Raw genomic sequence first — 26,028 nt, 5'->3', positions numbered from 1 at the left:
TACTGGAACCCTACGCGGCATAGGTTACATTGACGTTATGGGCACTCTGACCGATCACTTCAAATCTATCGTTGCGGCATCTGTCGTCGCAGTCGGGTTTTCCCTACCCGCCATGGCGGATGACGCTGCGTTAGATGCGCTGTTCGACGATTTGCAGGCGGCGCAAGGGGCCGATGCGGACCGGATCGGCGATCAGATTCGGGCAGAGTGGAGCAAGAGCGGATCGGCGGCCATCGACCTGCTGCTGCGCCGTGGGCAAGAGGCGATCGACGCGGGCGACCCGCTCGCCGCCTCCGAACATTGCACCGCCGTGATCGACCATGCGCCGGATTTCGCCGAAGGCTATTCCTGCCGCGCCATCGCCTATTACCTTCTCGACCTGCCCGGTCCGGCGCTGGATGACCTGCGCCAGACCCTCGCGCTCAACCCCCGGCATTTCGACGCCATGCGCGGATTCGCGGTCATGCTGGAAGAATTGGAGCGCCCGGAAGAGGCGCTTGAGGTTTATGGCCGGGTGCTGGATATCTACCCGGCGAATACGCTGGCCCAAGAGGCCGCGGATCGTTTGAAACTTCAGTTCGAGGGGCAGGCGCTCTAGCCCGTTTGCCCCCCGCCAGTCCGGGATACAATCATGTCTGCTGCCCCCCGGATCACGGCCGTGCTTGGGCCGACCAACACCGGCAAGACCCATTACGCCATCGAACGGATGCTGGCGCATCGGACCGGGGTGATCGGCCTGCCGCTGCGGCTTCTTGCGCGCGAGGTCTATGACCGGATCGTCGCCCTGCGCGGTCCGTCAGTGGTGGCGCTTATCACGGGCGAGGAACGGATCGTTCCCGACCGCGCCCAATATTGGGTCTGTACGGTCGAAGCGATGCCCGAGGGGATGGGCTGTGATTTTCTGGCCGTCGATGAAATTCAGCTCTGCGCCGATGCCGAACGCGGCCATGTGTTCACCGACCGGCTATTGCACGCCCGGGGCCTGCATGAGACCCTGTTCATGGGGTCCGAAACCATGCGCCCCGCCATCGCCGCGCTGGTCCCCAAGGTGCAGTTCCTGCATCGGGAGCGGTTTTCGACCCTGACCTATGCAGGTTCGAAAAAGATAAGCCGAATGCCTGGAAGATCGGCAATTGTGGGGTTTTCGGTTGATAATCTCTATGGCATCGCCGAACTGCTGCGCCGGACCAAGGGCGGCGCGGCTGTGGTCATGGGCGCACTTAGCCCCCGGACCCGCAATGCCCAGGTCGAGATGTATCAAAATGGCGACGTGGACTTCCTTGTCGCGACCGATGCCATCGGGATGGGCCTGAATCTTGACGTGAACCACGTCGCCTTTTCCGCGCTGGACAAATTCGACGGGCGGCGGATGCGGCCCCTTGCAGTTGACGAACTGGCCCAGATCGCCGGTCGGGCGGGGCGGCACATGACCCACGGATCATTCGGCGTGACCGGCGAAGCGCCGGACCTCGATCCGGCTGTGGTCGAGGCGATCGAGAACCACCAGTTCCGCCCGGTGAAGAAACTGCAATGGCGCAATTCCTCGCTTCGGTTCGGATCGGTGAACCGGCTTTTGGGCGCGCTGGAACAGAAGACCGACAACGACTGGTTCACCCGGGTGCGCGAATCCGATGACCTTGCCGCGCTCAGGGCCATGTCGGCCGATATCGAGGTGATGGCCCGGGCCAGCGATGGGCCGTCGGTGAAACTCTTGTGGGATGTCTGCCGGGTGCCGGATTTCCGGGGGATCAGCCGGGGCGAACACGCCAACCTTGTGCGGGACATCTTTACCTTCCTGCACCAGCACGGAGAGATCCCGCGCGACTGGTTTGCCCGGCAGGTGAAGCGGGTGGACCGGCCCGAGGGCGATATCGACACGCTGTCCAAACGGCTGGCCTATGTGCGGACATGGACCTATGTGGCGCAACGGCGTGGATGGCTTGCGGACGAATCCCATTGGCGCGGGGCCACGCGCGCGGTAGAAGACCGCCTGTCAGATGCGCTGCATGCGGCATTGACGCAAAGATTTGTGGACCGGCGGACATCAGTTTTGCTTCGCCGGCTCAAGCAGAAGGAGGGCCTTGTGGCCGAGGTGAACGAACAGGGTGAAGTGACCGTCGACGGCGAATTCGTCGGGCGGTTGGAAGGGTTCCGTTTCCGGATGGACAAAACCGGAAGCCCGGACGAGGCAAAGACCCTGCGTCAGGCGTCGGTGCAGGCGCTTGCGCCGCATTTCAGCCTGCGGGCCGACCGGTTCTACAACGCCCCCGATACGGAAATCGACTTTACCGAACAGGGTGGCTTGATGTGGGGCGATCAGGCCGTGGGCAAGCTTGTCGCGGGGCCGGAACCGATGAAGCCGCAGGTGCAGGCCTTTGTCGACGAGGAAGCCGGCGATGACGTGGCCCAGAAGGTCACCCGCCGCCTGCAACACTTCATCGACCGCAAGATTGCCGCCCTCTATGAGCCGATGCTGGCGATGCTGGGCGACGAGGCGCTGACCGGGCTGGCCCGTGGCTTTGCCTTCCGCCTGTCCGAAGGGTTCGGGATCATTCCCCGTGGCGAAGTTGCGAACGAGGTGCGCGATCTGGATCAGGATGCCCGTGGCGCGCTGCGCAAGCATGGCGTCCGCTTTGGCCAGTTCACCGTCTTCATGCCGCTGCTGCTGAAACCGGCGCCGACCCGTCTGCGCCTTGTGCTGTGGTCGCTGGCCAAGGGGTTGCAGGACTTCCCCGAAGCCCCGCCGCCGGGCCTTGTCACCGTGCCCGCCCAGAAAGGGGCAGAGCCGGGGTATTACGCCATGGCCGGCTATCGCGCCGCGGGCGAACGGGCGATCCGCATCGACATGCTGGAACGGCTGGCCGACATGCTGCGCGACAAGGACAGCAAGGGCGGCTTCGAAGCCAACCCCGATATGCTGTCGATCACCGGCATGACGCTGGAACAATTCGCCGACCTGATGCAAGGCCTTGGATACAAGGCGGAAAAGGGCGAACGCGAAAAGGCGAAACCGGTCGTCGCAGGCGAGCCGGAACTGCCGGGTCAGCCCGACGAAACCCCCACCGAGCCCCCGGTTGAAGTGCCCGCGGACCAGCCGCAGGAAGCGCCGGTCGAGGTGCCGCAAGAAGCCCCGCAAGAGGCCCCTGCCGAGATCCCGACCGAAGATGCCGCGCCCGAGATGGAGGTATTCTATACCTTCACCTGGGCCGGACGCGGCCAGCGCAAGGGCGGTGGACGGCCACAAGAGGCCCGCGGCGGCGACCGTTCGAAAGGCGGGCCGAAAGGGCGCAAGGGCGGCAAGCCGCAGGGCAAGGGTGGGCCGCGTGGCGACCAGAAACCCCAGACCTTCGCGGCCAAGCCCAAGCGCGAGGCCCGGATCGACCCCGACAACCCCTTCGCCGCTGCCCTGTCAGGCTTCAAGACGAAGTGACGGCCTGACGTGACGGACAGCCCGCGGGACACGATCCGCATCGACAAATGGCTCTGGCATGCGCGTTTCTTCAAGACGCGCACGCTGGCCGCGTCGATCGTGTCGGCGGGCAAGGTTCGGGTGGATGGCACGCCGGTGTCGAAACCGGCGCGCGCGGTGGGCCCGGGCGATGTTCTGACCTTCGCCAAGGAAGACGACATCAAGGTCGTTCGTATCACGGGAATCGGGGTCCGACGCGGCCCCGCAAGCGAGGCGCAGGCGCTTTACGAGGACCTGTCGCCGCCGCCTGCGGAAAAACCTCCGCACAATCCGGGGTTCGATGGAACGGGCCGCCCGGGAAAGAAAGAACGCCGGAACATGGCGTCGCAGTTGGGGGCGAAAGGGGCTTTCGATCTTGAATGACGCCCGCGCTTGGCCTAGCTAGGCGCGAAACAGACGAAACCGGTGGCCCCAAATGACCTATATCGTCAACGACAACTGCATTGCCTGCAAATACACCGACTGCGTGGAAGTCTGCCCCGTGGACTGCTTCTACGAAGGCGAGAACATGCTGGTGATTCACCCCGATGAATGCATCGACTGCGGCGTTTGCGAACCCGAATGCCCCGCCGATGCGATCCGGCCCGATACCGAACCGGAGATGGAAAAATGGGTGGAATTCAACCGCAAGTATTCGGAAATGTGGCCGGTCATCGTGACCAAGAAAGACCCGCTGCCAAATGCCGACGAGATGGACGGCAAGCCCGGCAAGCTTGACCTCTTCTCGGAAAAGCCCGGCGAAGGCGGCTAAGCGATTCGGCGGGTTTCGCGGCCTGCCGGACCCCAGATTTTGGAATCGGACCTAACCCCCCGCAATATATGGGGTATTTCCGGTGCTGCGCTGCGGCGCTTCCGGATGTGCCATTTTTGTGATATGATGCCCCTAATGCTGCTGGATTCATGACCTGACAACATAGGCGCGAAACCGACGGAGATGCTGTTTATCTCCGCCGGTTGTTTTGTCGCCAAATACAGTTCGGTCGTCATAGGAAGGACGAATATGAGCAAGTCGAAGAAGCTCGAGTATAGCCCGAATGACTTCGTGGTTTACCCCGCCCACGGCGTCGGCAAGATCGTGTCGATCGAAAAGCAGGAAGTCGCCGGGTTCGAGTTGGAACTTTTCGTGATTTCCTTCGAGAAGGACAAGATGACCCTGCGGGTGCCGACCAACAAGGCGACCGAAGTTGGAATGCGCGGCCTGTCGTCGCCGGACGTCGTTGCCCATGCGATGAAAACCCTGAAGGGAAAGGCCAAGGTGAAAAAGGCCATGTGGTCGCGTCGGGCCCAGGAATACGAACAGAAGATCAATTCGGGCGATCTGATCGCGATTGCCGAGGTGGTCCGCGACCTGCACCGCGCCGACGACCAGCGCGAACAGTCCTATTCCGAGCGTCAGCTGTACGAGGCTGCTCTGGAACGTCTGACCCGCGAGATTGCAGCGGTGGCAGGGAACGATGAGACCGCCGCCGCCAAGGAAATCGACAGCGTGCTGACCAGCCGCGCTGCCTGATTTTCGAAGGTTTGTCAAAATGAATGCCGCGCCCCGTCCGGGCGCGGCATATTCTTTTGCCCATGGGTCAAGACCCATGAGGACGGGGCAGGGGCTCTGCCCCTCTGGCCCTGACGGGCCATTCACCCCGGGATATTTATTAACCCAAAGAAGGGGTTATAGCGCCCGCCAACCGATGTCGCGCCGGCAGAACCCATCCGGCCAGTCGATCTGATCAACCATGGCATAGGCCCGATCCCGCGCCTCGGATAGGGTCGCGCCGCGAGCGGTGACGTTCAGAACCCGACCGCCGGTGGCGGTGATCTGTCCGTCTTTCCCCGTTGTGCCCGCGTGGAACACCACGTTCATGCTGTTCTCAGGCAAGCCGTCCAGCCCCTTGATGACAGAGCCTTTTTCATAGGCTCCGGGGTATCCGTTGGCGGCCATGACAACAGTGATCGCATGGTCATTGGCCCAGCTGACCTGTGCCTCGGCCAGCCGCCCTTCGGCCGTGGCCTGCATCAGGTCCAGCGCCTGCGCGCCAAGCCGCAGCATCAACACCTGGCATTCCGGGTCGCCAAAGCGGACGTTGTATTCCACCAATCGCGGTTGCCCGTCCTTGATCATCAGCCCGACGTAGAGCACCCCCTGATAGGGCATCCCTTGCCGTGCCATTTCCGCCATGGTCGGCTTGACGATTTCTGACATCGCCGTGTCTACCACCGCATCTGACAGGACCGGCGCGGGGGAATAGGCGCCCATGCCGCCGGTATTCGGCCCGGTGTCGCCTTCGCCGACCCGCTTGTGGTCCTGCGCGGTGCCGATAGGCAGCACGGTTTCCCCGTCAACCAGCACGAAAAGCGATCCTTCCTCGCCCTCCATGAATTCCTCGATCAACACCTCGGCCCCGGCTGCGCCGAATTCGCCGCCGAACATGTCGTCGATGGCGGCGAGCGCCTCGTCCTCGGTCATGGCGACGATCACGCCTTTGCCCGCGGCCAGCCCGTCGGCCTTGACCACGATGGGTGCGCCCTGTTGCCGGATGTAGGCGCGGGCGGGGTCGGCGCTGTCAAAGCGGGCATAGGCGGCAGTTGGGGCGTTCGATGCGTCGCAGATTGCTTTTGTGAAAGACTTGGACGCCTCAAGCCGCGCTGCGGCTGCCGAAGGTCCGAAAACGGAAAGTCCGGCGGCGCGGCACCGGTCCGCGACACCCGCCGCGAGGGGGGCCTCTGGTCCGACGATCACGAAATCCACCGCGTTTTCGGCCGCGAATTGCGCCACCACGTCCCCGTCAAGGATGTCGATATCCGCGCAGTCGGCGATCTGTGCGATCCCGGCATTTCCCGGCGCGACGATCAGCTTGTCACATTTCGGATTTTGCAGGACGGCCCAGGCCAGCGCATGTTCCCGCCCGCCGCTGCCGAGAATGAGAATGTTCATGGCGTCCCCCGCTTGGCCTTTGTTGCCCCGCGTCATAAGGTCGGCGGGCACGGATAACAAGGGTGGCGCATGGACCTGTTTGACGACGATGGACCGCAGGGAAACGGCGGATCGAACAGCCCCGAACTGACCGTGTCCGAAATCACCGGCGCGGTGAAGCGGACGCTGGAAGGAGAGTTCGGTCATGTCCGCGTGCGTGGTGAGGTGGGCCGGGTTGTTCTTGCCCGAACCGGCCACCTGTATTTTGACCTGAAGGACGACCGAAACGTCATCGCCAGTGTCAGCTGGAAGGGGCAGGTCGCCCGCCTGTCGCATCGCCCGGAAGAAGGGATGGAGGTCATCGCCACCGGCCGTCTGACCACCTATGGCCCGCAGTCGAAATACCAGTTGAACGTCGAGGATGTGACCCCGGCGGGTGCGGGCGCCCTGATGGCCATGCTGGAAAAGCGCAAGGCGATGCTGGCCGCCGAAGGGCTGTTCGCCGAGGACCGGAAGAAACCCATCCCCTTCCTGCCCGAGGTGATTGGCGTGGTCACGTCGCCTACCGGCGCGGTGATCCGCGACATCCTGCACCGGTTGCGCGACCGGTTCCCGCGCAAGGTTCTCGTTTGGCCGGTTGCCGTGCAGGGCCAGCAATGCGCGGCACAGGTGGCAGCGGCGATCGAAGGGTTCAACCGGCTGACCCCCGGCGGCGCCCTGCCGCGCCCAGACCTGCTGATCGTGGCGCGCGGCGGCGGCTCTATCGAGGATCTGTGGGGCTTCAACGAAGAAATCGTCGCCCGCGCGGCGGCGGCGTCAGACATCCCGCTGATTTCGGCAGTGGGCCACGAAACCGACACCACCCTGATCGACTTTGTCTCGGACAAGCGCGCGCCCACGCCGACGGCGGCGGCGGAACTGGCGGTGCCGGTGCGGGTCGAACTTGCGGCGGCGGTTGACCAGATGGGCGCGCGGCTGACCCGCGCGGTGGGGCAGGGGGTGCAATTGCGCGGCCAGCGTCTGCGCGATCTGTCCCGCGCGCTGCCACGGGCTGAATCCCTTCTGGATACGCCGCGCCAGCGGCTGGACCGCGCGTCGGACAGGCTACCATCCGCGCTTCGGGCCGCGACCGCGCAAAAGGCGATCCTGCTGGGCCGGGTCGCGGGCAGTCTGCGTCCTTCGGTTCTGCAGGGGCGGATTACACAGGAACGGCGGGTTCTGGACCGCCTGTCGGGCCGTCTTGCCCCCGCCCTGCAACGGCAATTGCGCGACAGCCGGAAAGATATCGACGAGACCCGCCGCAAGGCCGCCGATCTGATGGATCGGGCCGGGGCGGCGATGACCGCCATCCACACCCGCCACCGCGACCGGCTGGAGGCGCTGGACCGTCTACGCCAAAGCCTTGGTTACGAACGCACGCTGGAGCGCGGCTATGCCGTTGTGCGCGGCGACGGGGCGGTGGTGAAGGACACTAAATCCGCCGGGGCCGCGACCGAACTGGAGATCCAATTCGCTGATGGGCGGATCACCGTTGGCGCGGGCAAGGGAGGCGGCGCAAAGAAATCGGCGCCCAAGAAGCCACCCGAACAGGGGTCGTTGTTCTGATCAGACCCCCGGCCCCTGACACACCACCGCGTTCGGGGCAGGCGTGACGGTATAAAGTGTATCACTGTCGGGCCTGTTCATGAAAACGGCCATCAGGCCGCTGTCCACTTCAAACATTCTCCAACATTGCGGGTCAGGGTCGAAATCATAGGAAAAACAAATGTTTCCGGCCTCTTCGTACCAGATGCCTTCCTCGCAGCGCCCATCCATGAATGTCCAGATGACCCGCCGGTCGGGATAGTAGGTTTCCATCCCGTAGATGCCTTCGCCCTCGACCCCGAAATAGAATGTCCGGCCTTCGCTGTAGGCTTCAAACGCGTCCGCGCTGAGTGCGGTTTGTGCCGCGGCGGGGGCGGTCATGCCGACAAGCGCGGCAAGAATTGCGCGGATCATCCGGTTGGCCTTTCTGAATTGGGAGATTGAATGGCCACGCGCCTGTCCATGACCCGCCGCCACCTTCGGGGGAAAAGCGCAAGGGTCGCCATCACCGGCAAGGATCGGGGCAGTTGCGGCCCGTCCGTCAGCCGTAGCGCCGGATAGGGGCGCAAAGGCCGCGCGTGGTGGTCCGAATGGCGCGGCGCGTTCAGCATCATTGACGAGGAATACCAATGCGGGCTGTTCCAGCTATGCCGGTCGGCCACGGGTTCGGGTTTGCCATCCGGGCGCATGGCCCGCGACAGCCCGTAGTGCTGCACATAGTCGGACAAGAGCAGCTGCATCTGCGCATATCCCGCCAGCCCGATCATGGCCAAAATGCCGCCCGCGCCGCCCAGCACAAAGGCCGCCGCAAACGTCACCACCGCCCCGCCGACATAGGCGCCGTAGGGATGCCGCCACAGGGGCCGTCCGGCCCGCACCATCCGCGCGGTTTCCGCCCGCAACCCTTCGCGAAACGATCCCATCCAGGCCCGCAGAGCAAAGCGGTAGAACCCTTCGCCCAGCCGCGCCGAATTCGGGTCCTCTGGTGTAGCGACCCGCACGTGATGCACCAGAACGTGGGCCGAGGCGTGGTGCCCGAACAGAAGCGAGACATAGACTGCAACCCCAAGCCGATGCAGCAACCTGTTACCCCGATGGATCAGCTCGTGCGCGTTGGAGTTGCTGACCTGCCCGAACCAAAGCCCCGCACCGGCAAACAGCGCGGCCTTTTGCGCCAGGGTCAGCATGGGCCCCGAAAGCGCCCAGACCGCCAGCGCCAGCCCCGCGAAATGTGCCAGCGCCAGCGCGACGGACAGCGCGTTGGCCGCCGGGAATTCCTCTGCCTCGGCGGGCGGGGTAACGCGCGCGACCAACAAGTCCAGCAGGGGCACGAAAACCGCCATATAGGCCAGAAGGGCAAAGGCCCATCCGCCCCCCGACAACGTGGCAAGGGCGATCAGCGCGGCAGGGGTCAGGCTGGCGACGGAGAACAACAACATGCGCGCAGTCTGGCAGGCTGACGCGGCGTCTGCAATTGCCGGAACCGCCCCCGTGGTGTCTGATTACTACATGTTCGTGTTCGCCGCCTCCGCGCTGTTATCGGCCCTGTTCCTGACGCGCTATTGCGCTGCCGGGCACAGCTGGCCGAAATCCTTGGTCAAGACCGGGGCGGTCGCGGGCCTGTCCCTTGCCGCCGGTCTGGCGGGCGGGCCCGTGGCGCTTGTCGCGGCCCTTGCGCTGGGCGCGGTCGGGGATTTCTTCCTGTCCCGACCCGGGGAGCGGGCGTTTCTGGCGGGGCTGGTGGCCTTTGCATTGGCGCATCTGGCCTATGTCTGGTTGATGGTCGGGGCCGGGGGCGGCTGGCCCGGGGCAGGCGCGGGCGCGGTCGTGGGCCTGTTTTCCGTCGCGATGGCGGGGCTTTTGTGGTCGCGCACCGGGCCGATGCGCTGGCCGGTCATGGGCTATGTCGCGATCATCGGGGCGATGGGGTTGCTCGCGCTTTCGCTGCCGTGGCCCGTGGCCCTGTCGGCGCTGGCCTTCATGGCGTCCGACACGATCCTGTCGTTCGAGTTGTTTGTTCTGACCGCCGCCCACCCGGCCCGCCGCTGGACCCCCTATGCGGTCTGGTCGCTTTATTGGGGTGCACAGGCGGGTTTTGCCTGGGTTTTCGCCTTGTCAGCCACTGCCTGACCCTTCCAATGCGCCGCGTTGCGGATTAGGTGGAAGGAAACCAATGGGACACGGGTAAAGGGGCTCGGGCGCGCGGATGTCGTTTTTCAAGAAGATGAAAGAGCGGTTGTTCAAGTCCTCGTCGAAGATCGACGAAGGGCTGGAGGCAATCGTTTCGGACGGGGGCGAGGAAGAGGACATCACCGAGGAGGTGGTTGACACAGCCGCCCCGGCAGCAGCACCCCTTCCCGAGCCCGAGCCCGAGCCCGAGCCCGAGCCCGAGCCCGAGCCCGAGCCCGAGCCCGAGCCCGAGCCCGAGCCCGAAATCGATGATGAGGGGCCGTCGCCGGGCGTCATCGTGCTTGACCCGGCCCCGATCATGCAAAGTCTTTCACCGGAACCGGAACCGGAACCGGAACCGGAACCGGAACCGGAACCGGAACCGGAACCGGAACCGGAACCGGAACCGGAACTCGCGCGCGCCGATCTGTTGGCCGATGCGCCCGAGGAACCGGCGGCAAAGCCGGGCCTTCTGGGTCGCCTTCTGGGCCGGGGCGAGAAAAAGACCGTTGTCCGCCGGGCGCTGGACGACGACATGCTCGAACAGCTCGAAGAGCTGCTGATCACTGCCGATATGGGCGTTGATACGGCCCTGCGCGTCACCGCCAACATGGCCGAGGGCCGTTTGGGAAAACGGCTGAGCGTGGACGAGATCAAAGGGCTGATGGCCTCTGAAATCAGCCGGATCATGGAGCCCGTGGCCCGCCCGCTGCCGATTTACCCCAAGACGCCGCAGGTCGTTCTGGTGGTCGGGGTCAATGGGTCGGGCAAGACTACGACCATCGGCAAGCTGGCCAGCCAGTTCCGGGCGGCGGGCAAGAAAGTGGTGATCGCTGCTGGTGATACCTTCCGCGCGGCGGCGGTGGAACAGCTTCAGGTCTGGGGTGACCGGGCCGGGGTGCCGGTGCTGACCGCGCCCGAAGGGTCCGATCCCGCCAGCCTGGCTTTTGACGCGATGGATCAGGCGCAGCGCGACGGCGCCGACCTTTTGATGATCGACACCGCCGGGCGTCTGCAAAACCGCGCCGATCTGATGGAGGAACTGGCGAAAATTGTCCGGGTGATCCGCAAGAAAGACCCCGAAGCGCCGCATAATACCCTGTTGGTGCTGGACGCGACGACCGGTCAGAACGCCCTGAGCCAGGTCAAGGTTTTTCAGGAGCTTGCCGATGTGTCGGGCCTGATCATGACCAAGCTGGACGGGACGGCGAAGGGTGGTGTCCTTGTGGCACTGGCCGATAAATTCGGCCTGCCAATCCACGCCATCGGGGTGGGCGAACAGATCGACGATCTGGCCCCCTTCGACCCCGAGGACTTTGCCAACGCCCTTGTCGGGCGCAACCTGTGACAGGGCGCTAGCGGATGGGCGACTGGATCCTGTCCATCGCCGGAACCCCGCAGGGCGCGCAGCTGGCGCTTGTGCTGGCCCTGTCCTCGGCGCTGTTTCACGCGGCCTTTGGGGCGCTGCAGAAGGGACGGTATCATCCCTTCGTCATCCGGGGCGTGATCGACGTCTGGCTGTTGGGTCTGTCGCTGCCCATCGCGCTATTTCTGGTGCCATGGCCGACGGCGCAGGGGTTCCTGATCCTGCTGGGCGCGGCCGTCTTGCATTTCTTTTACAAGATGACTGTCGCGCTGGCCTATGAGCGGGCGGCCTATACGGTGGTCTACCCGGTGATCAGGGGGACCGGCCCGGTGGTGACCGTGCTGGCCGCGGCGGCAATCTTCCACGAACATTTCACCGCCTTGCAATGGGCCGGGGTGGCCTGTCTGTCGGGTGCGATGCTGCTTTTGGCGCTGCGCAACCTGTCCGAGGAAAAGCTCGATGGACGCGGGCTGCGGATCGGCTTGGTCTGGGCGCTGGTGGGCGGGTTGATGGTGGCGCTTTATACGGTCTATGACGCGTGGGGGATCCGGCTGGCCGCGAACCCCTTCACCTTTCTTGCGTGGTTCTTCGTGATCACCTCGCTCGATATGCCGCTGATCGCGGCCTATCACGTGCGGCGGTTCGGCATGGCCGGATCGGCGCGGACACTGGTCTGGCGCGGGGCGATCGGGGCTGTTATCGCTTGGGCCAGTTTCGGTGGGGTCCTTCTGGCGACCCGGCTGGACAAGGTGGGCGAGGCGGCCGTGCTGCGCGAAACTTCGCCTGTTTTCGCCGCCCTGATCGGTTGGTTCATTCTGGGCGAAAAGGTCGGGCCGCGACGGCTCGCGTTGATGGGACTGATCGCGCTGGGCGCGGTGATGGTGGAACTGGGAGGACGATAGGCATGGCGGAACGCAAGGTGCCCGGATGGTTGAAAACGGCGCTTGATTTCGGCCCCGTGCTGGCTTTCTTCGCGGCCTTCTTTCTGTTGAAAGAGGACACCTACCCCTTGTTCGGGCGCGAGGTGAAACCCTTCATCCTGATCACCGCGGGGTTTGTCCCGCTGCTTGTCATCTGCATGGGCGCACTTTGGGCGCTGACCGGGCGGCTGTCGCGGATGCAGGTCATGACCCTTGTGCTGGTTGTGGTCATGGGCGGGCTGACCGTGCTTTTGAACGACGAGTTGTTTCTGAAGCTGAAACCCACCATCCTCTATGCCGCTTTTGCCGGCATCCTCTATGTCGGTCTGTGGCGCGGGAAATCCTATCTGGCCTATGTGATGGAGGAATTCCTGCCAATGACGCCCGAAGGATGGATCATCCTCACCGGGCGATTTGCCCATTTCTTCGTGGCGCTGGCGGTGTTGAACACGGTCATTGCCTTTGCGCTGTCGGATGCGGTCTGGGTTTCGGTCAAGACCTTTGGCCTGCCCATCGCGCTTTTCGCCTTTGTCATGTCGCAATACCGGATTTTCGAAGATCACGGGATCGCGGAAGAGGGCGACAAAGACGCCTGATCACCGTTTGAACAGGTGCCCGTGGCCGGATGTGTCCTTGCGAAAGTCCGATCGCAGCTCTGCATAAAGGGCGCGGCCGCGCTGCACGCCGGGCCGGGCGCTGACGGTGTCCAGCCAGCGGGCAAGCCGGGGTTTGTCATCCAGCCTCTGTTCCTGTCCCTCCCACAGCGACGCCCAGCCCCAGCAGGCGATATCGGCGATGGAAAAGAAATCCCCGGCAAGGAATTCATGGTTCGCTAACTGCCGGTCCATCACCCCATAAAGCCGGGCGGTTTCCGCGCGGTATCGGTCCTTGGCGTAGGGCAGGTCATGGGGCGGGTCCATGTGGGGGGCGTATTTCAGGAAGTGATGCGCCTGCCCGGCCATCGGCTCAAGCCCGCCCATCTGCCACATCAGCCATTGGTCCACGGCGATGCGTTCCCGCTCGGTTTCACCGTATAACTGTCCGGTCTTGCGGGCGAGGTATTGCAGGATCGCCCCGCTTTCGAAAATCGAGATCGGCGTGCCATCCGGCCCGTCGGGATCGGTAATCGCGGGCATCTTGTTATTGGGGGAAATGGCAAGGAATTCGGGCGCAAACTGGTCGCCCTTGCCGATGTTGACCAGATGGGTGGTGTATGGCAGGCCCATTTCTTCCAACGCGATGGAGATCTTCCAACCGTTCGGCGTGGGCCAGAAATACAGGTCGATCAGGGCGGTCATGGGCGGGCTCCGTGCTTGGCCCGCCCAGAATGTTGGTTAACGTGGAAATGGCAACCCTGATCAGGCCGCGACGAAGCGGTATCCGTCGCCGTCCGCCACTGCCGTGCCGATGCCGGGGAAGGGCAGGTGATAGCCGATCAGGCTGCGCCCGCTTTCGGCCAGTTCCGCCAGAAGCGCGCTGCGCGACACGATCCCCGCCTCCGGGTCCTGATCTGACCCCGATGGCCAGCCGGGCCGGGCAAAGGCAAGGTGGTGATTGCCGATCACATCACCGACCACGGTCAGCCCTGCGCCCTCCGAATTCAGGTCAAACACCATATGCCCCGGTGTATGCCCGCCGAACTGCCGCGCGGTGATCCCCGGCAGCACCTCGGCCCCGTCGTCAAAGGTTTCCAGCACACCGTAGTCATCCAGAGTTGCAAGGATGCGCGATGCGCCTGCAGCAAAGGCCTGCCGCTCGGTCCCGATGGTGTTCACCGTCTCCGGGTCCATCCAATAGGCCAGTTCTTCGGCGCCGATCAGATGGGCCGCATTCATAAAGAAAGGTTCATCAAAATCGTCCAACGCCCCCCACAGATGGTCCGGATGGGCGTGGGTGAACAGCACATGGGTCACTTCGGCAGGATCGACCCCCAGCGCATCCATCGCATCCAGTAGCTTGCCCGCCGAGGGCATGAAGTTGGGGCCAGAGCCCGCGTCGAAGATCACCGTATTGGTCCCGTCCCGCATCAGGGTCAGGTTGCAATCGGGGGTGAAACTGTCGCCTGCGATGTCAAAGCTGTCGAGGATTGCGGCGGCCTCTTCTTCCGGCACGGCGCCAAGGATGAAATTGCGCGGCAGGACAAGATTGCCGTCCGACAAGGTATCGATCTGCATCGCCCCAACCTGGGTGCTGGCATGGGCCCAGACCGGGACCATCCCGCCCGCAGCGGCCAAAGCGGCCCCTCCGGTTTGAAGCAATCTACGGCGTGTCACGATCATTGATCAACCTCCCATGCATGCATTGCTATTTGTTTATATCAATCCGATGCCGTCTGCCTACCGGGAAATTCGTGCGCGAAACACGGACTTCGCGGCAATTCTTCCTGCGTTTTTGCCCGGCATCCCATCGTATGCAGAAATCTCTGGACGGGTGACCCGCGAATCTCGTAATCGAAAGGCGCAGTATGGGAGAACTGGATCACCAGTGCCGAAGGAGCAACCGCCCCGGTAAACTCTCAGGCAACAGGACCGTGCTGCGAAGGACAAACTCTGGAGAGAGGCGCGTGTGACGCGCCCGCCGAAGGGATAACGATCTCAGGCGAAAGGACAGAGGGGGCATCGAACGCCGGGCCAATGGCCCGGAACCGATGCCGGTCGCATTCCGCCCCGGCTGAACCAAGGGAAGGGGCGACATGACTGACGCGACCGGGGCTGATCTGAAACAAACCGTGCTGAACGCGTTGCACCGCGAAATGGGTGCCAAGATGGTGCCCTTCGCGGGCTATGACATGCCTGTGCAATACAAGCTGGGCGTGATGCAGGAACATCTGCACACCCGCGCCAAGGCGGGCCTGTTCGATGTCAGCCACATGGGGCAGGTGATCCTGCGTCCGAGGTCCGGCAATGTGGCCGATGCCGCGCTGGCGCTTGAAACGCTTGTGCCCGTGGCCCTGCTGGAACTGAAGGAAGGCCGCCAGCGCTATGCCCTGTTCACCAATGACACCGGCGGGATCGACGATGACCTGATGGTCGCCAACCGCGGCGATCACCTGTTTGTCGTGGTCAATGCCGCCTGCAAGGATGCCGACATCGCCCATATGCAGGCCAACCTGTCCGACACCTGCGACGTGATCCCGATCACCGATCGCGCCCTGATCGCCCTGCAAGGGCCCGAGGCGGAGCGTGCACTCGCCGTGCTGGCCCCCGCCGTGGCCGAGATGAAATTCATGGACGTCGCGACGGTCGACATCATGGGCGCGGACTGCTGGGTCAGCCGGTCGGGCTATTCCGGCGAGGACGGATACGAGGTGTCGATCCCGAACGATCGGGCCGAGGAGATCACCCGCGCCCTGATCGCGGACGAGGCTGTCGAACTGATCGGCCTTGGCGCGCGTGACAGCCTGCGACTTGAGGCGGGGCTGTGCCTCTACGGCAATGACCTTGACCCGACCACCAGCCCGGTCGAGGCGAACCTGAACTGGGCCATGCAAAAGGCCCGCCGTGCCGGTGGCACCCGTGAAGGCGGGTTTCCGGGCGCAGAGCGTATCCTGAAAGAACTGGCCGATGGCCCGTCCCGCCTGCGCGTGGGGCTGCTGCCCGAAGGCCGCGCGCCGATGCGGGCCGGGGTCGAGCTGTTCGCCGAGGAAGAGGGCGGCGCGCCGATTGGCACTGTCACCTCCGGCGCCTTTGGCCCCTCGATCGAACGGCCCATGGCCATGGGCTATGTCGCGACCGGCCTGTCCGCAACCGGCACCCGTCTCTTTGGCGAGGTGCGCGGCAAGCGCCTTCCCGTTACCGTCGCGGACATGCCGTTCCGCGCGGCCACCTATAAACGCTGAATTGTCCAACTGGAGAGAAGTCCAATGAAATACACTGAAGAACACGAATGGCTCCGCGTCGAAGGCGATCTGGTCGTCGTTGGCATTTCCGACCATGCCAGCGAACAGCTGGGCGATATCGTCTTTGTCGAACTGCCCGAGGCCGAGACCACCGTGTCCAAGGATGACGAGGTCGTGGTGATCGAATCCGTCAAGGCGGCGTCGGACATCCTTGCCCCGCTCGACGGCGAGATCGTCGAGGTGAACGAAGCACTGGCCGACAACCCCGCGCTGGTCAACGACGACCCCACAGGCGATGGCTGGTTCTTCAAGATGAAGATCGACGACATGTCGGCGCTGGACGACCTGATGGATGAGGCCGCCTACAAAGAGTTCATCGCCTAGGTCAGCCCCGCCAACAGTTGCACCGATACGGGGGGAGCGACGCCCGCGCCCGCTCCCCTTTCCCTTGGGATCATGGAGACGCAGATGCCTTTCACCCCGACCGACTACCTTCCCTACGATTTTGCCAACCGCCGCCATATCGGCCCCTCGCCCGAGGAAATGGCCGAGATGCTGAAGGTCGTCGGCGCTGACAGCCTGGATGACCTGATCGACCAGACGGTCCCGAAAAGCCTGCGACAGGCCGAACCTCTGGATTTCGGCAAGCCGAAGTCGGAAGGTGAATTGCTGCATTTCCTTGGTCAGGTGGCCAAGAAAAACAAGGTGCTGACCAGCCTGATCGGGCAGGGATATTATGGCACCGTGACCCCGCCCGCGATCCAGCGCAACATCCTTGAAAACCCCGCCTGGTACACCGCCTACACCCCCTACCAGCCCGAGATTTCGCAAGGCCGGCTTGAGGCGCTTCTGAACTACCAGACCATGATCACCGACCTGACCGGTCTTGAGATCGCCAATGCCTCGCTTCTGGACGAGGCGACGGCGGCGGCCGAGGCGATGACCATGGCCGAACGCGTGGCCAAGTCGAAGGCCAAGGCTTTCTTCGTCGATCAGGACTGCCACCCACAGAACATCGAGGTGATCAAGACCCGCGCCGCGCCTCTGGGGATCGAGGTGATTGTTGGCAACCCGGACGAGATGGATGCCGAGGCGGTCTTTGGCGCCGTGTTCCAATATCCCGGCACCTACGGCCACGTCCGCGATTTCACCGCCCATATCGAGAAGCTGCACGCGGCCAAGGCGATTGGCATCGTCATTGCCGACCCGCTCGCGCTGACGCTGCTGAAAGAACCCGGCGCGATGGGCGCCGATATCGCTGTTGGATCGACCCAGCGGTTTGGTGTGCCGCTTGGCTATGGCGGCCCGCACGCGGCCTATTTCGCCTGCAAGGACGCCTACAAGCGCAACATGCCGGGCCGGATTGTCGGCGTGTCGGTCGACAGCCACGGCCACCCGGCCTATCGTCTGTCGCTGCAAACCCGCGAACAGCACATCCGACGCGAAAAGGCGACGTCGAACGTCTGCACCGCGCAGGCACTTCTGGCGGTCATGGCGTCGATGTATGCGGTGTTCCACGGGCCGAAGGGCCTCAAGGCAATTGCCCAGCGTGTGCACCGCAAGACCGTTCGCCTTGTGCGCGGGCTCGAAGCCGCAGGGTTCACCGTCGAACCTGATCATTTCTTTGACACCATCACGGTCGAGGTTGGTCCGCTTCAGGGCGCGGTCATGCAACTGGCTGTCGAAAACGGGGTGAACCTGCGCAAGGTCGGCACGACCAAGGTCGGGATCAGCCTTGATGAACGCACCCGTCGCCGCACCATCGAGGCGGTCTGGCGTGCCTTCGGGATTGACACCAAGGACGACAACCTTGCCCACGAATACCGGATTCCGGAAGAGCTTCAGCGCGCGTCGGATTACCTGACCCACCCGATCTTCCACATGAACCGGGCCGAGACCGAGATGATGCGCTACATGCGCCGCCTGTCGGACCGCGACCTTGCGCTGGACCGGGCGATGATCCCATTGGGGTCCTGCACCATGAAGCTGAACGCCGCGGTCGAAATGATGCCGATCAGCTGGCCCGAGTTTGCCTTCATGCATCCCTTCGCGCCGCTGGATCAGGCCGAAGGCTACCAGCAGATGATCGCGGATCTGTCCGACAAGCTTTGTGTCGCGACCGGCTATGATGCCATGTCGATGCAGCCCAATTCGGGGGCGCAGGGCGAATATGCGGGCCTTCTGACGATCATGGCCTATCACGCGGCCAATGGCGACGATCAGCGCAAGATCTGCCTGATCCCGGTCTCGGCCCATGGCACCAACCCCGCCAGCGCCCAGATGTGCGGGATGGAGGTCGTCGTGGTCAAATCCGCCGACAACGGCGACATCGACCTTGATGATTTCGCCGCCAAGGCAGAAGCCGCGGGCGACCGTCTGGCCGCCTGCATGATCACCTACCCGTCCACCCACGGCGTGTTCGAAGACACCGTGCGCGCGGTCTGCGAGATCACCCATGCGCATGGCGGACAGGTCTATATCGACGGGGCGAACCTGAACGCCATGGTCGGGCTTGCCAAACCGGGCGAGATCGGCGGCGACGTGTCCCACCTGAACCTGCACAAGACCTTTGCCATCCCGCATGGCGGCGGCGGCCCCGGCATGGGTCCGATCGGGGTCAAGGCGCATTTGGCACCCTACCTGCCGGGCCACCCGGAAACCGGCGGCCAGACCGGCCCGGTCAGCGCCGCGCCCTGGGGGTCGGCCTCGATCCTGCTGATTTCCTGGGCCTATGTGCTGATGATGGGCGGGCAGGGGCTGACGCAGGCCACGAAGGTGGCGATCCTGAACGCCAATTACATCGCCAAGCGGCTGGAAGGCGCCTATGACGTGCTGTTCAAGGGCAAACAGGGCCGCGTGGCCCATGAATGCATCCTTGACACGCGCCCCTTTGCCGACAGCGCCCATGTGACCGTGGACGACATCGCCAAACGTCTGGTGGACAACGGGTTCCATGCGCCCACGATGAGCTGGCCGGTGGCGGGCACGCTGATGGTCGAACCCACCGAATCCGAGACCAAGGCCGAGCTGGACCGCTTTATCGCGGCGATGCTGGACATTCGGTCCGAGATCGAGCGGGTCGAAAACGGCGAATGGCCGCAGGACAACAATCCGCTGTGCAACGCGCCGCACACGGTCGAAGATCTGGTGAGCGAATGGGACCGTCCCTACGACCGCAAGACCGGCTGTTTCCCGGCGGGGTCGTTCCGCGTGGACAAATACTGGTCCCCGGTCAACCGGGTCGACAACGTCTATGGCGACCGGAACCTTGTCTGCACCTGTCCGCCGCTGGAAGATTACCTCGACGCGGCCGAATGACCGCGTGATCGGGGGCCGGTTCGCTGGCCCCCGAAACTCCCTTGGCGCGGGGGCTTTCTTTTCGCGTTGCCTGCGCCATACTCCCCGTAAAACCAACAGGGAGTCTGTTCCATGAAATCCATTGCTGCCCTTGCTGCGGGCCTTGCCTGCCTTGCCACTGTCGGCTCTGCCGCTGGCCACTTGCCCGACCTTGGCGGGCGTGAGGTGGTCGTCGTCACCGAAAACGCCTATCCGCCGCTTCAGTTCCTGGATGCCGACGGGAACGCCATCGGCTGGGAATACGACGCGATGGCGGAAATCGCCGAGCGTCTGAACATCACTGTCACCTATGAAAACATCAGCTGGGACGCGATGATCCCCGCCGTCTCGGAAGGCCAGTACGACATGGGTATGACCGGGATCACCATCCGCGAAGACCGGGCCGAGGTGGTGGATTTCTCGGACAGCTACATGACCAGCCAGATGGTCATGATGGTGCGCGGCGACGAGGACCGGTTCAACGATGCCGCGTCCTTTGCCGCCGACCCCGATCTGCTGATGGCCGCGCAGCCTGGCACCACGCCCTTCTACGTCGGCGTCTATGACGTACTGGACGGGGACGAGGCGAACCCGCGCATCAAGCTGATGGAAACCTTCGGCGCGACCGTGCAGGCGCTGCGCGCGGGCGATGTGGATCTTGTCCTGACCGATGGCACCGCCGGGAACGGCTATGTGGATGCCTCGGACGGCGGGCTGAAAATCATCGGCGGGCCGCTTGGGACCGAGGATTTCGGGTTCATCTTCCCGAAGGGCTCTGACCTTGTCGAACCGATGAACGCCGCCATTGCCTCTATGGCCGAGGACGGTACGCTTGAGGCGCTGAACGTCAAATGGTTCCTTGAATACAAGATGGGTCAATAGGGCCAGACGGGGCGGGCCACGGTCCGCCCCCTTTTCCGCATGATCCCCCAATCCCCGCAGGACAAGGATTTTCCATGGTGGTTGCTGGTGGCCGTGGCCATCGGCGGCTGGATGCTGTGGCAGGTTCTGACCGATGACATCTACACGCAGGTTCTGCAAACCCTGGGCAAGGGGGCCCGGGTCACGATCTTCGTGACGCTGGTCGGCTTCACGCTGGCCTCTGCACTGGGCTTGCTGCTGGCGGTCATGTCGCTGTCGCGGTTCCTCGTGCTGCGGCAGGTCGCCCGGTTCTATATCGAAATCGTGCGTGGCGTGCCGATCATCGTCCTTCTTCTTTATGTCGCCTTTGTCCTTGCGCCGATGCTGGTCGCGGGCTGGAACGGGATTCGTGACGTGATCGGGCTGGACCCGATCCGGCCACGTGATTTCAGCCTGATGTGGCGGGCGATCATCGCCCTGACCATCGGCTATTCCGCCTTTATCGCCGAAGTCTTCCGCGCTGGCCTGCAATCCATCGAAAAGGGCCAGATCGAAGCGGCAGAGGCGCTGGGCCTTGGCCCGTGGCACCGGTTCCGGCTGATCGTCTTCCCGCAGGCCTTTCGCCGCATCCTGCCGCCACTTGGCAATGATTTTGTGGCGATGGTCAAGGACAGCTCGCTCGTGTCGGTCCTTGGGGTCACGGATGTGACGCAATTGGGCAAGGTCACGGCGGCGGGGAACTTCCGCTATTTCGAAACCTACAACGTGGTGGCGCTGATCTACCTGATGATGACGATCTGCCTGTCGCTGGCGCTGCGGCGGCTGGAAAAACATCTGCGCCAGAAGGCGGGCTAGGGCTGGTTCTTTGATGCGCGGCTCCCTAGGTTTCAGGGAAAGGAGACCCGCGCATGACCAACCCACTTGTCGCCGACTGGGACACCCCCTTCGGCTACCCCCCCTTCGACCGGATCACCGATGCCGACTACGCCCCGGCGCTGGATGTCGCGCTGGCCGAAGCACGCGAAAAGATCGCCGCCATCACCGCCAATCCGGACGCGCCCACATTCGCCAACACGGTGGAGGCGCTGGACCTTGCCGATGGGATGCTGGACCGGGTGCTGGGGGCCTTCTACGCACAGGCGGGCGCGGATTCGAACGACACGCGCGAGGCGCTGATGCGCGACTTTGCCCCGAAGCTGTCCGCCTATTCGTCCGAGATCGCGTCGAACCGCGACCTCTTCGCCCGGATCGAAACCCTGTGGCAGGACCGGGATACGCTGGACCTGACCCCGGAACAGGCCCGGGTTCTGATGCTGACCCGGCGCGGCTTTGTCCGGTCCGGGGCGCTGCTAGAGGGGGCAGAGGCAGAGCGGCTGACCGCCATCAAGGGGCGGCTGGCGGAGCTGGGCACGCAATTCGGCCAGAACCTTTTGGCGGATGAACGCGGCTGGTTCATGGAGCTGTCAGAGGACGACCTTGCGCCGCTGCCCGGCTTTGTTCAGCAGGCCGCCCGCGCGGCGGGCGAGGAGCAGGGCAAAGGGCCGGTCGTGACCACTTCTCGCTCGCTGATCGTGCCGTTTCTGCAGTTTTCCCCCAACCGCGATTTGCGCCGCCGCGCCTATGAGGCGTGGACCGCGCGGGGCGCTATGGGCGGCGCCACCGACAACCGCGCCATTGCCGCCGAAATCCTGTCCCTGCGTGAAGAGCGCGCCAAGCTTTTGGGATACGACAGTTTCGCTGCCTACAAGCTGGAACCGGAAATGGCGGGCACGCCCGAGGCGGTTGAAGACCTGCTGATGCGGGTCTGGACCCCGGCCAAAGCGGCGGCAGAGGCGGACGCCAAGGTGCTCGAGGCGATGCTGCATGCCGACGGTATCGCAGGCCCGCTGGAACCTTGGGACTGGCACTACTATTCCGAAAAGCGCCGGGTGGCCGAACACGACCTGAACGAGGCCGAGATCAAACCCTACCTGCAACTGGATAGGATGATCGACGCGGCTTTTGCCTGCGCGACCCGCTTATTCGGGTTGAAGTTTTCGCCGGTCGAGGTGCCCCATTACCACCCCGACGCCCGCGCCTGGGAGGTCAGCCGCAACGGCACCCATGTGGCCCTGTTCATCGGGGACTACTTTGCGCGCGGATCGAAACGGTCGGGCGCGTGGTGCAGCGCGATGCGGTCGCAACAGCGGCTGGCGGGCGACATCCGGCCGATCGTCGTGAACGTCTGCAACTTTGCCAAACCCCCGGCAGGCGACCCGGCGCTTCTGTCCTATGACGATGCCCGCACCCTGTTCCACGAATTCGGCCATGCACTGCACCAGATGCTGTCGAACGTGACCTACCAGTCGGTCAGCGGCACCTCGGTCGCGCGTGACTTCGTGGAGCTGCCCAGCCAGCTATATGAACATTGGCTGGAGGTGCCGGAGGTGCTGGAAGAATTCGCGACCCATGCCGAGACGGGCGCGGCGATGCCCCGCGACCTGCTGGACCGGCTGCTGGCCGCCACGACCTATGACATGGGGTTCCAGACGGTCGAATACCTCGCCTCGGCCCTTGTCGATCTCGCGTTCCACAACGGCCCCGCGCCTGCCGATCCGATGCAGAAACAGGCCGAAGTATTGGAAACGATCGGGATGCCTCGCGCCATCCGGATGCGCCACGCCACCCCGCATTTCGCCCATGTGTTCACCGGCGATGGCTATTCTAGCGGCTATTACAGCTATATGTGGTCGGAAGTGATGGATGCCGATGCCTTTGCCGCCTTCGAAGAGGTTGGCAACGCCTTTGACGCGGGCCTAGCCCAAAGTCTGGAGGCGAACATCCTGTCCGTAGGCGGGTCCGAGGACGCGGCAGAGCTTTACACCCGGTTCCGGGGGCGGATGCCGGGGGTGGAGCCGCTGTTGAAGGGGCGGGGGCTGTTAGACGTGGCCTAAGGGCCAGATCTATTGCCGATGCCGGGGATCGTCGGGGTGTGGTTCCACCCCGACCGGGTCCTTATGGATCAGCACATCGGCCTGCGGGTATTCGGCCACGATTGCGCGGCGCAGCGCGGCGCCGATGGCATGGGCCTCGTCCAGCGTCTGGGACCCGTCCAGTTCGATATGCATGTTCACAAAGAACCGGCTGCCCGCGCGGCGGGTCTTGAGGTCGTGAAACCCGTGAACGCCGGGAAACCCGCCCGCGATCTGCTCGATTCCGGCGACCACATGGTCCGGCGCGGCGCGGTCCATCAGCGCGTCCCATGCCTCTTTCCCGATCCGCAGGGCGCCCACCGCCAGAAACAGCGCGGCCCCAAGCGCCACAACGCTGTCCACCTGTCCCAGCCCGAACCGGGCCGAGGCGAAGAGCGCGACGATGGCGCCGACATTGGGCACAAGGTCGCCAATGTAATGAAGGCTGTCGGCGGCGACGACCTTGTTCCCGGTCTTGCGCGCGACCCGGCGCTGCCAGGTGACCAGCGCCAGCGTGACCACGATTGAAAAGACGACAACTGCGATGCCCTTCTCCTCTTGCCGGGGCAGGGGCAGGTCCCCGGCCAGCAGGCGGCTGACGGCCACCGCCGCGATAACCCCGGCTGACCCGAGGATGAACAGGGATTGCGCCAAGGCAGCAAGGTCTTCGGCCGAGGTGTGGCCAAAGGCGTGGTCATCGTCAGCGGGCTTGGCCGCGTATATGATCGCCGCCAGCCCGCCAAGGCTCATCATCAGGTCAAGGGCACTGTCCGCCAGCGTCGCCGCCACCGAGAGCGACCCGGTTTCGCGCAGTGCCCAGATCTTGGCGATGACAAGCACCAGTGCCACCGTGACGGAAAACGCCCCGGCGGAAAGGTTCAGCTTGTTATCGTTGGACTGGGTCATGGCAGGCCCGGATCAATCGAGGATTTCGTCGGCGGAGACGCCCCAAAGCGCGGCCTTCGGGGCCCAGCCATCATAGCCACCTGCGCTGATCTCGCACCAGTCGATGGTGCATTCGTCGATCCGGGCAATCACCCCGGCCTCCAGCTGCGCCACGACCGTGGCCCCGGTTTCCGGTCGGGCAAGGATTTGCAGAAGGTCCTGATCGACGATCACCGTGCGGACCCCGGACAGAAGCGAATAATGGACCCAGCCGCCGATCCCCTCGCGGTCGATCACGCGGCGCCAGTGGCCGTATTCAGCAACGATCTGCAAGGGCATGTCGCGCCGGGTGAAAATCCAGTCGATCCGGTGCGACAGGGACGGACCCCGGCGGATATTCGCCTCGGACGCTTTCAGGGAAACAAACCGGGGCAGGGGCAGGTTGGTTTCCGGCCCACGCGCGGTTCCGTCGGGGGCGATCACCGCATTCGCCGGCAGGTCGATGTCCTGGGCTTGCGCGGTGGTCAGCAGGGCGCACAGCCCAAGACTGGCCGCCAACACGCGGGAAAGGCGCCGGAACTTGCCCCGAAACTGCGTCATATCACCCTAGGTCCTGTCTGATGCGCCCGTGATGTGCGGCCTGCTCTTGTGCCGGGCGTTCTTGGCGGGCAATCTGCCACCGAAGGCAGGACTTGCAAAGCGGGAGTGAGGCGAAATGGCTGGGAAGCGCCTGAGTGTTGTTGTCACGCGACGGTTGCCGGAAACGGTCGAAACCCGCATGAAGGAACTGTTCGACGTGCGGCTGAGCGAGGATGACGCACCGATGTCGCGGGACGCCCTTGTTGCGGCGATGCAATCGGCCGATGTTCTGGTCCCTACGGTGACCGACAAGATCGACGCCGGGCTGTTGGGGCAGGCGGGCGACCGGCTCAAACTGATCGCGAACTACGGGTCGGGGATCGACCATATCGACGTGCATACGGCGCGGCAGCGGGGCATCCTTGTGTCCAACACCCCCGGTGTTGTCACCGACGACACCGCCGATATGACCCTTGCGCTGATCCTTGCTGTGACCCGGCGCATTCCCGAAGGGCTGGCGCTGATGCAGTCGGGCGACTGGGAGGGCTGGTCGCCGACCGCGATGCTGGGTGGCCGGATTTCCGGGCGGCGTCTGGGCATCCTTGGCATGGGCCGGATCGGTCAGGCGGTGGCCCGCCGCGCCCGCGCCTTTGGCATGTCGGTCCATTACCACAACCGCCGCCGCCTGCGCCCCGAGATCGAGGACACGCTGGAAGCGACATGGTGGGAAAGCCTTGATCAGATGGTGTCGCGAATGGACATCATATCCATCAACTGCCCGCATACACCGGCGACCTTCCACCTGATGAATGCCCGCCGTCTGAAACTGATGAAGCCAGACGCGGTGATCGTAAATACCTCGCGCGGGGAGGTGATCGACGAAAATGCGCTGACCCGGATGCTGCGCGCGGGCGAGATCGCGGGCGCGGGGCTGGACGTGTTTGAACGCGGGGCCGAAATCAATCCGCGCCTGCGGGAACTGCCCAACGTGGTGCTTCTGCCGCATATGGGCTCGGCCACGGTCGAGGGGCGGCTTGAGATGGGCGAGAAAGTTCTGATCAATATCAAGACCTTCGACGACGGGCACCGGCCGCCGGACCTTGTGGTGCCGGGGAATATGTAGCCCGACCTGAATAGCAGAAATGAAAAGGGCGGCACCTTG

Annotated in this window: 24 protein-coding genes and 1 riboswitch; of the genes, 17 read left to right on the top strand and 7 right to left on the bottom strand. The window is 64.1% G+C overall.

Features of this window, described 5'->3' with window-relative positions:
* Positions 1–37 precede the first annotated feature (37 nt).
* From U3648_RS05025 to U3648_RS05005, 5 genes are all read left to right on the top strand, one after another.
* Positions 38–598: a tetratricopeptide repeat protein gene (locus tag U3648_RS05025; protein WP_420858151.1), complete on the top strand. Its 561-nt coding sequence runs from the start codon at positions 38–40 to the stop codon at positions 596–598.
* Positions 599–631: 33 nt separating this feature from the next.
* A complete protein-coding gene (locus U3648_RS05020) occupies positions 632–3,430 on the top strand; it encodes a helicase-related protein (protein ID WP_420858150.1) in 2,799 nt (932 codons plus the stop codon).
* Positions 3,431–3,439: 9 nt separating this feature from the next.
* Positions 3,440–3,832, top strand: coding sequence for an RNA-binding S4 domain-containing protein (locus U3648_RS05015; protein ID WP_420858149.1), 393 nt, complete (start codon positions 3,440–3,442; stop codon positions 3,830–3,832).
* 52 nt (positions 3,833–3,884) lie between these two features.
* Positions 3,885–4,220, top strand: a complete 336-nt coding sequence (gene fdxA, locus U3648_RS05010; RefSeq protein WP_420858148.1) for a ferredoxin FdxA — start codon at positions 3,885–3,887, stop codon at positions 4,218–4,220.
* 249 nt (positions 4,221–4,469) lie between these two features.
* The gene (locus tag U3648_RS05005; protein WP_420858147.1) at positions 4,470–4,979 is read left to right on the top strand and encodes a CarD family transcriptional regulator; all 510 of its coding nucleotides are present in this window, start codon (positions 4,470–4,472) and stop codon (positions 4,977–4,979) included.
* 156 nt (positions 4,980–5,135) lie between these two features.
* Here U3648_RS05005 and purD read toward each other — a convergent pair whose 3' ends face one another.
* On the bottom strand, positions 5,136–6,398 hold the full coding sequence (gene purD / locus U3648_RS05000; protein WP_420858146.1) for a phosphoribosylamine--glycine ligase: 1,263 nt from the start codon (positions 6,396–6,398) through the stop codon (positions 5,136–5,138).
* A 69-nt stretch (positions 6,399–6,467) separates the two neighbouring features.
* On the opposite strand from purD, the gene xseA reads away from it, so the two are divergent.
* Positions 6,468–7,982, top strand: a complete 1,515-nt coding sequence (gene xseA / locus U3648_RS04995; RefSeq protein ID WP_420858145.1) for an exodeoxyribonuclease VII large subunit — start codon at positions 6,468–6,470, stop codon at positions 7,980–7,982.
* On the opposite strand, the gene U3648_RS04990 is transcribed toward xseA, so the two are convergent.
* Together U3648_RS04990 and U3648_RS04985 are read right to left on the bottom strand one after the other, a co-directional pair.
* Positions 7,983–8,375 (bottom strand): hypothetical protein, encoded by a 393-nt coding sequence (locus U3648_RS04990; RefSeq protein WP_420858144.1) that lies wholly within the window; start codon positions 8,373–8,375, stop codon positions 7,983–7,985.
* Complete coding sequence (locus tag U3648_RS04985; protein WP_420858143.1) at positions 8,372–9,400, bottom strand: alkane 1-monooxygenase; 1,029 nt, start codon at positions 9,398–9,400, stop codon at positions 8,372–8,374. The genes U3648_RS04990 and U3648_RS04985 overlap by 4 nt, the downstream gene beginning before the upstream one ends.
* On the opposite strand from U3648_RS04985, the gene U3648_RS04980 reads away from it, so the two are divergent.
* The 4 genes from U3648_RS04980 (at position 9,399) to U3648_RS04965 (ending at position 13,012) form a co-directional block, all read left to right on the top strand.
* Positions 9,399–10,091 carry a lysoplasmalogenase family protein gene (locus tag U3648_RS04980; protein ID WP_420858142.1) on the top strand — a complete coding sequence of 231 codons (693 nt, stop codon included), beginning with the start codon at positions 9,399–9,401 and terminating at the stop codon, positions 10,089–10,091. The genes U3648_RS04985 and U3648_RS04980 overlap by 2 nt on opposite strands.
* Before the next feature lie 76 nt (positions 10,092–10,167).
* On the top strand, positions 10,168–11,478 hold the full coding sequence (gene ftsY, locus U3648_RS04975; protein WP_420858141.1) for a signal recognition particle-docking protein FtsY: 1,311 nt from the start codon (positions 10,168–10,170) through the stop codon (positions 11,476–11,478).
* Between the two features lie 14 nt (positions 11,479–11,492).
* On the top strand, positions 11,493–12,398 hold the full coding sequence (locus U3648_RS04970; protein ID WP_420858140.1) for an EamA family transporter: 906 nt from the start codon (positions 11,493–11,495) through the stop codon (positions 12,396–12,398).
* A gap of 2 nt (positions 12,399–12,400) precedes the next feature.
* Positions 12,401–13,012 (top strand): inner membrane-spanning protein YciB, encoded by a 612-nt coding sequence (locus U3648_RS04965; RefSeq protein ID WP_420858139.1) that lies wholly within the window; start codon positions 12,401–12,403, stop codon positions 13,010–13,012.
* On the opposite strand, the gene U3648_RS04960 is transcribed toward U3648_RS04965, so the two are convergent.
* Both U3648_RS04960 and U3648_RS04955 read right to left on the bottom strand, forming a co-directional pair.
* Positions 13,013–13,714 carry a glutathione S-transferase family protein gene (locus tag U3648_RS04960; protein WP_420858138.1) on the bottom strand — a complete coding sequence of 234 codons (702 nt, stop codon included), beginning with the start codon at positions 13,712–13,714 and terminating at the stop codon, positions 13,013–13,015.
* Positions 13,715–13,774: 60 nt separating this feature from the next.
* Entirely contained in the window at positions 13,775–14,695 is a 921-nt protein-coding gene (locus U3648_RS04955) for an MBL fold metallo-hydrolase (protein ID WP_420858137.1), read from the bottom strand.
* Between the two features lie 176 nt (positions 14,696–14,871).
* Positions 14,872–14,957: riboswitch (glycine riboswitch) on the top strand.
* 151 nt (positions 14,958–15,108) lie between these two features.
* Here U3648_RS04955 and gcvT point away from each other — a divergent pair.
* From gcvT to U3648_RS04925, 6 genes are all read left to right on the top strand, one after another.
* On the top strand, positions 15,109–16,254 hold the full coding sequence (gene gcvT, locus U3648_RS04950) for a glycine cleavage system aminomethyltransferase GcvT (protein WP_420858136.1): 1,146 nt from the start codon (positions 15,109–15,111) through the stop codon (positions 16,252–16,254).
* Between the two features lie 24 nt (positions 16,255–16,278).
* Entirely contained in the window at positions 16,279–16,638 is a 360-nt protein-coding gene (gene gcvH / locus U3648_RS04945; RefSeq protein ID WP_420858135.1) for a glycine cleavage system protein GcvH, read from the top strand.
* A gap of 84 nt (positions 16,639–16,722) precedes the next feature.
* Positions 16,723–19,572: an aminomethyl-transferring glycine dehydrogenase gene (gene gcvP / locus U3648_RS04940; RefSeq protein ID WP_420858526.1), complete on the top strand. Its 2,850-nt coding sequence runs from the start codon at positions 16,723–16,725 to the stop codon at positions 19,570–19,572.
* 111 nt (positions 19,573–19,683) lie between these two features.
* A complete protein-coding gene (locus U3648_RS04935) occupies positions 19,684–20,472 on the top strand; it encodes a transporter substrate-binding domain-containing protein (RefSeq protein ID WP_420858134.1) in 789 nt (262 codons plus the stop codon).
* Between the two features lie 39 nt (positions 20,473–20,511).
* Positions 20,512–21,306 carry an amino acid ABC transporter permease gene (locus tag U3648_RS04930; protein ID WP_420858133.1) on the top strand — a complete coding sequence of 265 codons (795 nt, stop codon included), beginning with the start codon at positions 20,512–20,514 and terminating at the stop codon, positions 21,304–21,306.
* A gap of 53 nt (positions 21,307–21,359) precedes the next feature.
* The gene (locus U3648_RS04925; RefSeq protein WP_420858132.1) at positions 21,360–23,384 is read left to right on the top strand and encodes a M3 family metallopeptidase; all 2,025 of its coding nucleotides are present in this window, start codon (positions 21,360–21,362) and stop codon (positions 23,382–23,384) included.
* Between the two features lie 9 nt (positions 23,385–23,393).
* Here the strand turns inward: U3648_RS04925 and U3648_RS04920 are convergent, their stop codons facing one another.
* Both U3648_RS04920 and U3648_RS04915 read right to left on the bottom strand, forming a co-directional pair.
* A complete protein-coding gene (locus U3648_RS04920) occupies positions 23,394–24,308 on the bottom strand; it encodes a cation diffusion facilitator family transporter (protein WP_420858131.1) in 915 nt (304 codons plus the stop codon).
* 12 nt (positions 24,309–24,320) lie between these two features.
* On the bottom strand, positions 24,321–24,887 hold the full coding sequence (locus U3648_RS04915; protein WP_420858130.1) for an SH3 domain-containing protein: 567 nt from the start codon (positions 24,885–24,887) through the stop codon (positions 24,321–24,323).
* A gap of 115 nt (positions 24,888–25,002) precedes the next feature.
* Here U3648_RS04915 and U3648_RS04910 point away from each other — a divergent pair, with 115 nt between their 5' ends.
* Positions 25,003–25,989, top strand: coding sequence for a 2-hydroxyacid dehydrogenase (locus tag U3648_RS04910; RefSeq protein WP_420858129.1), 987 nt, complete (start codon positions 25,003–25,005; stop codon positions 25,987–25,989).
* Positions 25,990–26,028: the final 39 nt, after the last annotated feature.

Origin of the sequence: Marivivens marinus (genome assembly GCF_035969385.1) — a bacterium.
Lineage (GTDB): Bacteria > Pseudomonadota > Alphaproteobacteria > Rhodobacterales > Rhodobacteraceae > SELP01.
The sequence above is the reverse complement of the archived record's forward strand: the minus strand, read 5'-3'. Positions and strand labels throughout refer to the sequence as shown.

Excerpts from the sequence above, each read along its gene's own strand:
- U3648_RS05025 (WP_420858151.1), top strand. The coding sequence starts at position 38 with ATGGGCACTCTGACCGATCACTTCAAATCTATCGTTGCGGCATCTGTC.
- U3648_RS05020 (WP_420858150.1), top strand. The coding sequence starts at position 632 with ATGTCTGCTGCCCCCCGGATCACGGCCGTGCTTGGGCCGACCAACACC.
- fdxA (WP_420858148.1), top strand. The coding sequence starts at position 3,885 with ATGACCTATATCGTCAACGACAACTGCATTGCCTGCAAATACACCGAC.
- U3648_RS05005 (WP_420858147.1), top strand. The coding sequence starts at position 4,470 with ATGAGCAAGTCGAAGAAGCTCGAGTATAGCCCGAATGACTTCGTGGTT.
- purD (WP_420858146.1), bottom strand. The coding sequence starts at position 6,398 with ATGAACATTCTCATTCTCGGCAGCGGCGGGCGGGAACATGCGCTGGCC.
- xseA (WP_420858145.1), top strand. The coding sequence starts at position 6,468 with ATGGACCTGTTTGACGACGATGGACCGCAGGGAAACGGCGGATCGAAC.
- U3648_RS04990 (WP_420858144.1), bottom strand. The coding sequence starts at position 8,375 with ATGATCCGCGCAATTCTTGCCGCGCTTGTCGGCATGACCGCCCCCGCC.
- U3648_RS04980 (WP_420858142.1), top strand. The coding sequence starts at position 9,399 with ATGCGCGCAGTCTGGCAGGCTGACGCGGCGTCTGCAATTGCCGGAACC.
- U3648_RS04985 (WP_420858143.1), bottom strand. The coding sequence starts at position 9,400 with ATGTTGTTGTTCTCCGTCGCCAGCCTGACCCCTGCCGCGCTGATCGCC.
- ftsY (WP_420858141.1), top strand. The coding sequence starts at position 10,168 with ATGTCGTTTTTCAAGAAGATGAAAGAGCGGTTGTTCAAGTCCTCGTCG.
- U3648_RS04970 (WP_420858140.1), top strand. The coding sequence starts at position 11,493 with ATGGGCGACTGGATCCTGTCCATCGCCGGAACCCCGCAGGGCGCGCAG.
- U3648_RS04965 (WP_420858139.1), top strand. The coding sequence starts at position 12,401 with ATGGCGGAACGCAAGGTGCCCGGATGGTTGAAAACGGCGCTTGATTTC.
- U3648_RS04960 (WP_420858138.1), bottom strand. The coding sequence starts at position 13,714 with ATGACCGCCCTGATCGACCTGTATTTCTGGCCCACGCCGAACGGTTGG.
- U3648_RS04955 (WP_420858137.1), bottom strand. The coding sequence starts at position 14,695 with ATGATCGTGACACGCCGTAGATTGCTTCAAACCGGAGGGGCCGCTTTG.
- gcvT (WP_420858136.1), top strand. The coding sequence starts at position 15,109 with ATGACTGACGCGACCGGGGCTGATCTGAAACAAACCGTGCTGAACGCG.
- gcvH (WP_420858135.1), top strand. The coding sequence starts at position 16,279 with ATGAAATACACTGAAGAACACGAATGGCTCCGCGTCGAAGGCGATCTG.
- gcvP (WP_420858526.1), top strand. The coding sequence starts at position 16,723 with ATGCCTTTCACCCCGACCGACTACCTTCCCTACGATTTTGCCAACCGC.
- U3648_RS04935 (WP_420858134.1), top strand. The coding sequence starts at position 19,684 with ATGAAATCCATTGCTGCCCTTGCTGCGGGCCTTGCCTGCCTTGCCACT.
- U3648_RS04930 (WP_420858133.1), top strand. The coding sequence starts at position 20,512 with ATGATCCCCCAATCCCCGCAGGACAAGGATTTTCCATGGTGGTTGCTG.
- U3648_RS04925 (WP_420858132.1), top strand. The coding sequence starts at position 21,360 with ATGACCAACCCACTTGTCGCCGACTGGGACACCCCCTTCGGCTACCCC.
- U3648_RS04920 (WP_420858131.1), bottom strand. The coding sequence starts at position 24,308 with ATGACCCAGTCCAACGATAACAAGCTGAACCTTTCCGCCGGGGCGTTT.
- U3648_RS04915 (WP_420858130.1), bottom strand. The coding sequence starts at position 24,887 with ATGACGCAGTTTCGGGGCAAGTTCCGGCGCCTTTCCCGCGTGTTGGCG.
- U3648_RS04910 (WP_420858129.1), top strand. The coding sequence starts at position 25,003 with ATGGCTGGGAAGCGCCTGAGTGTTGTTGTCACGCGACGGTTGCCGGAA.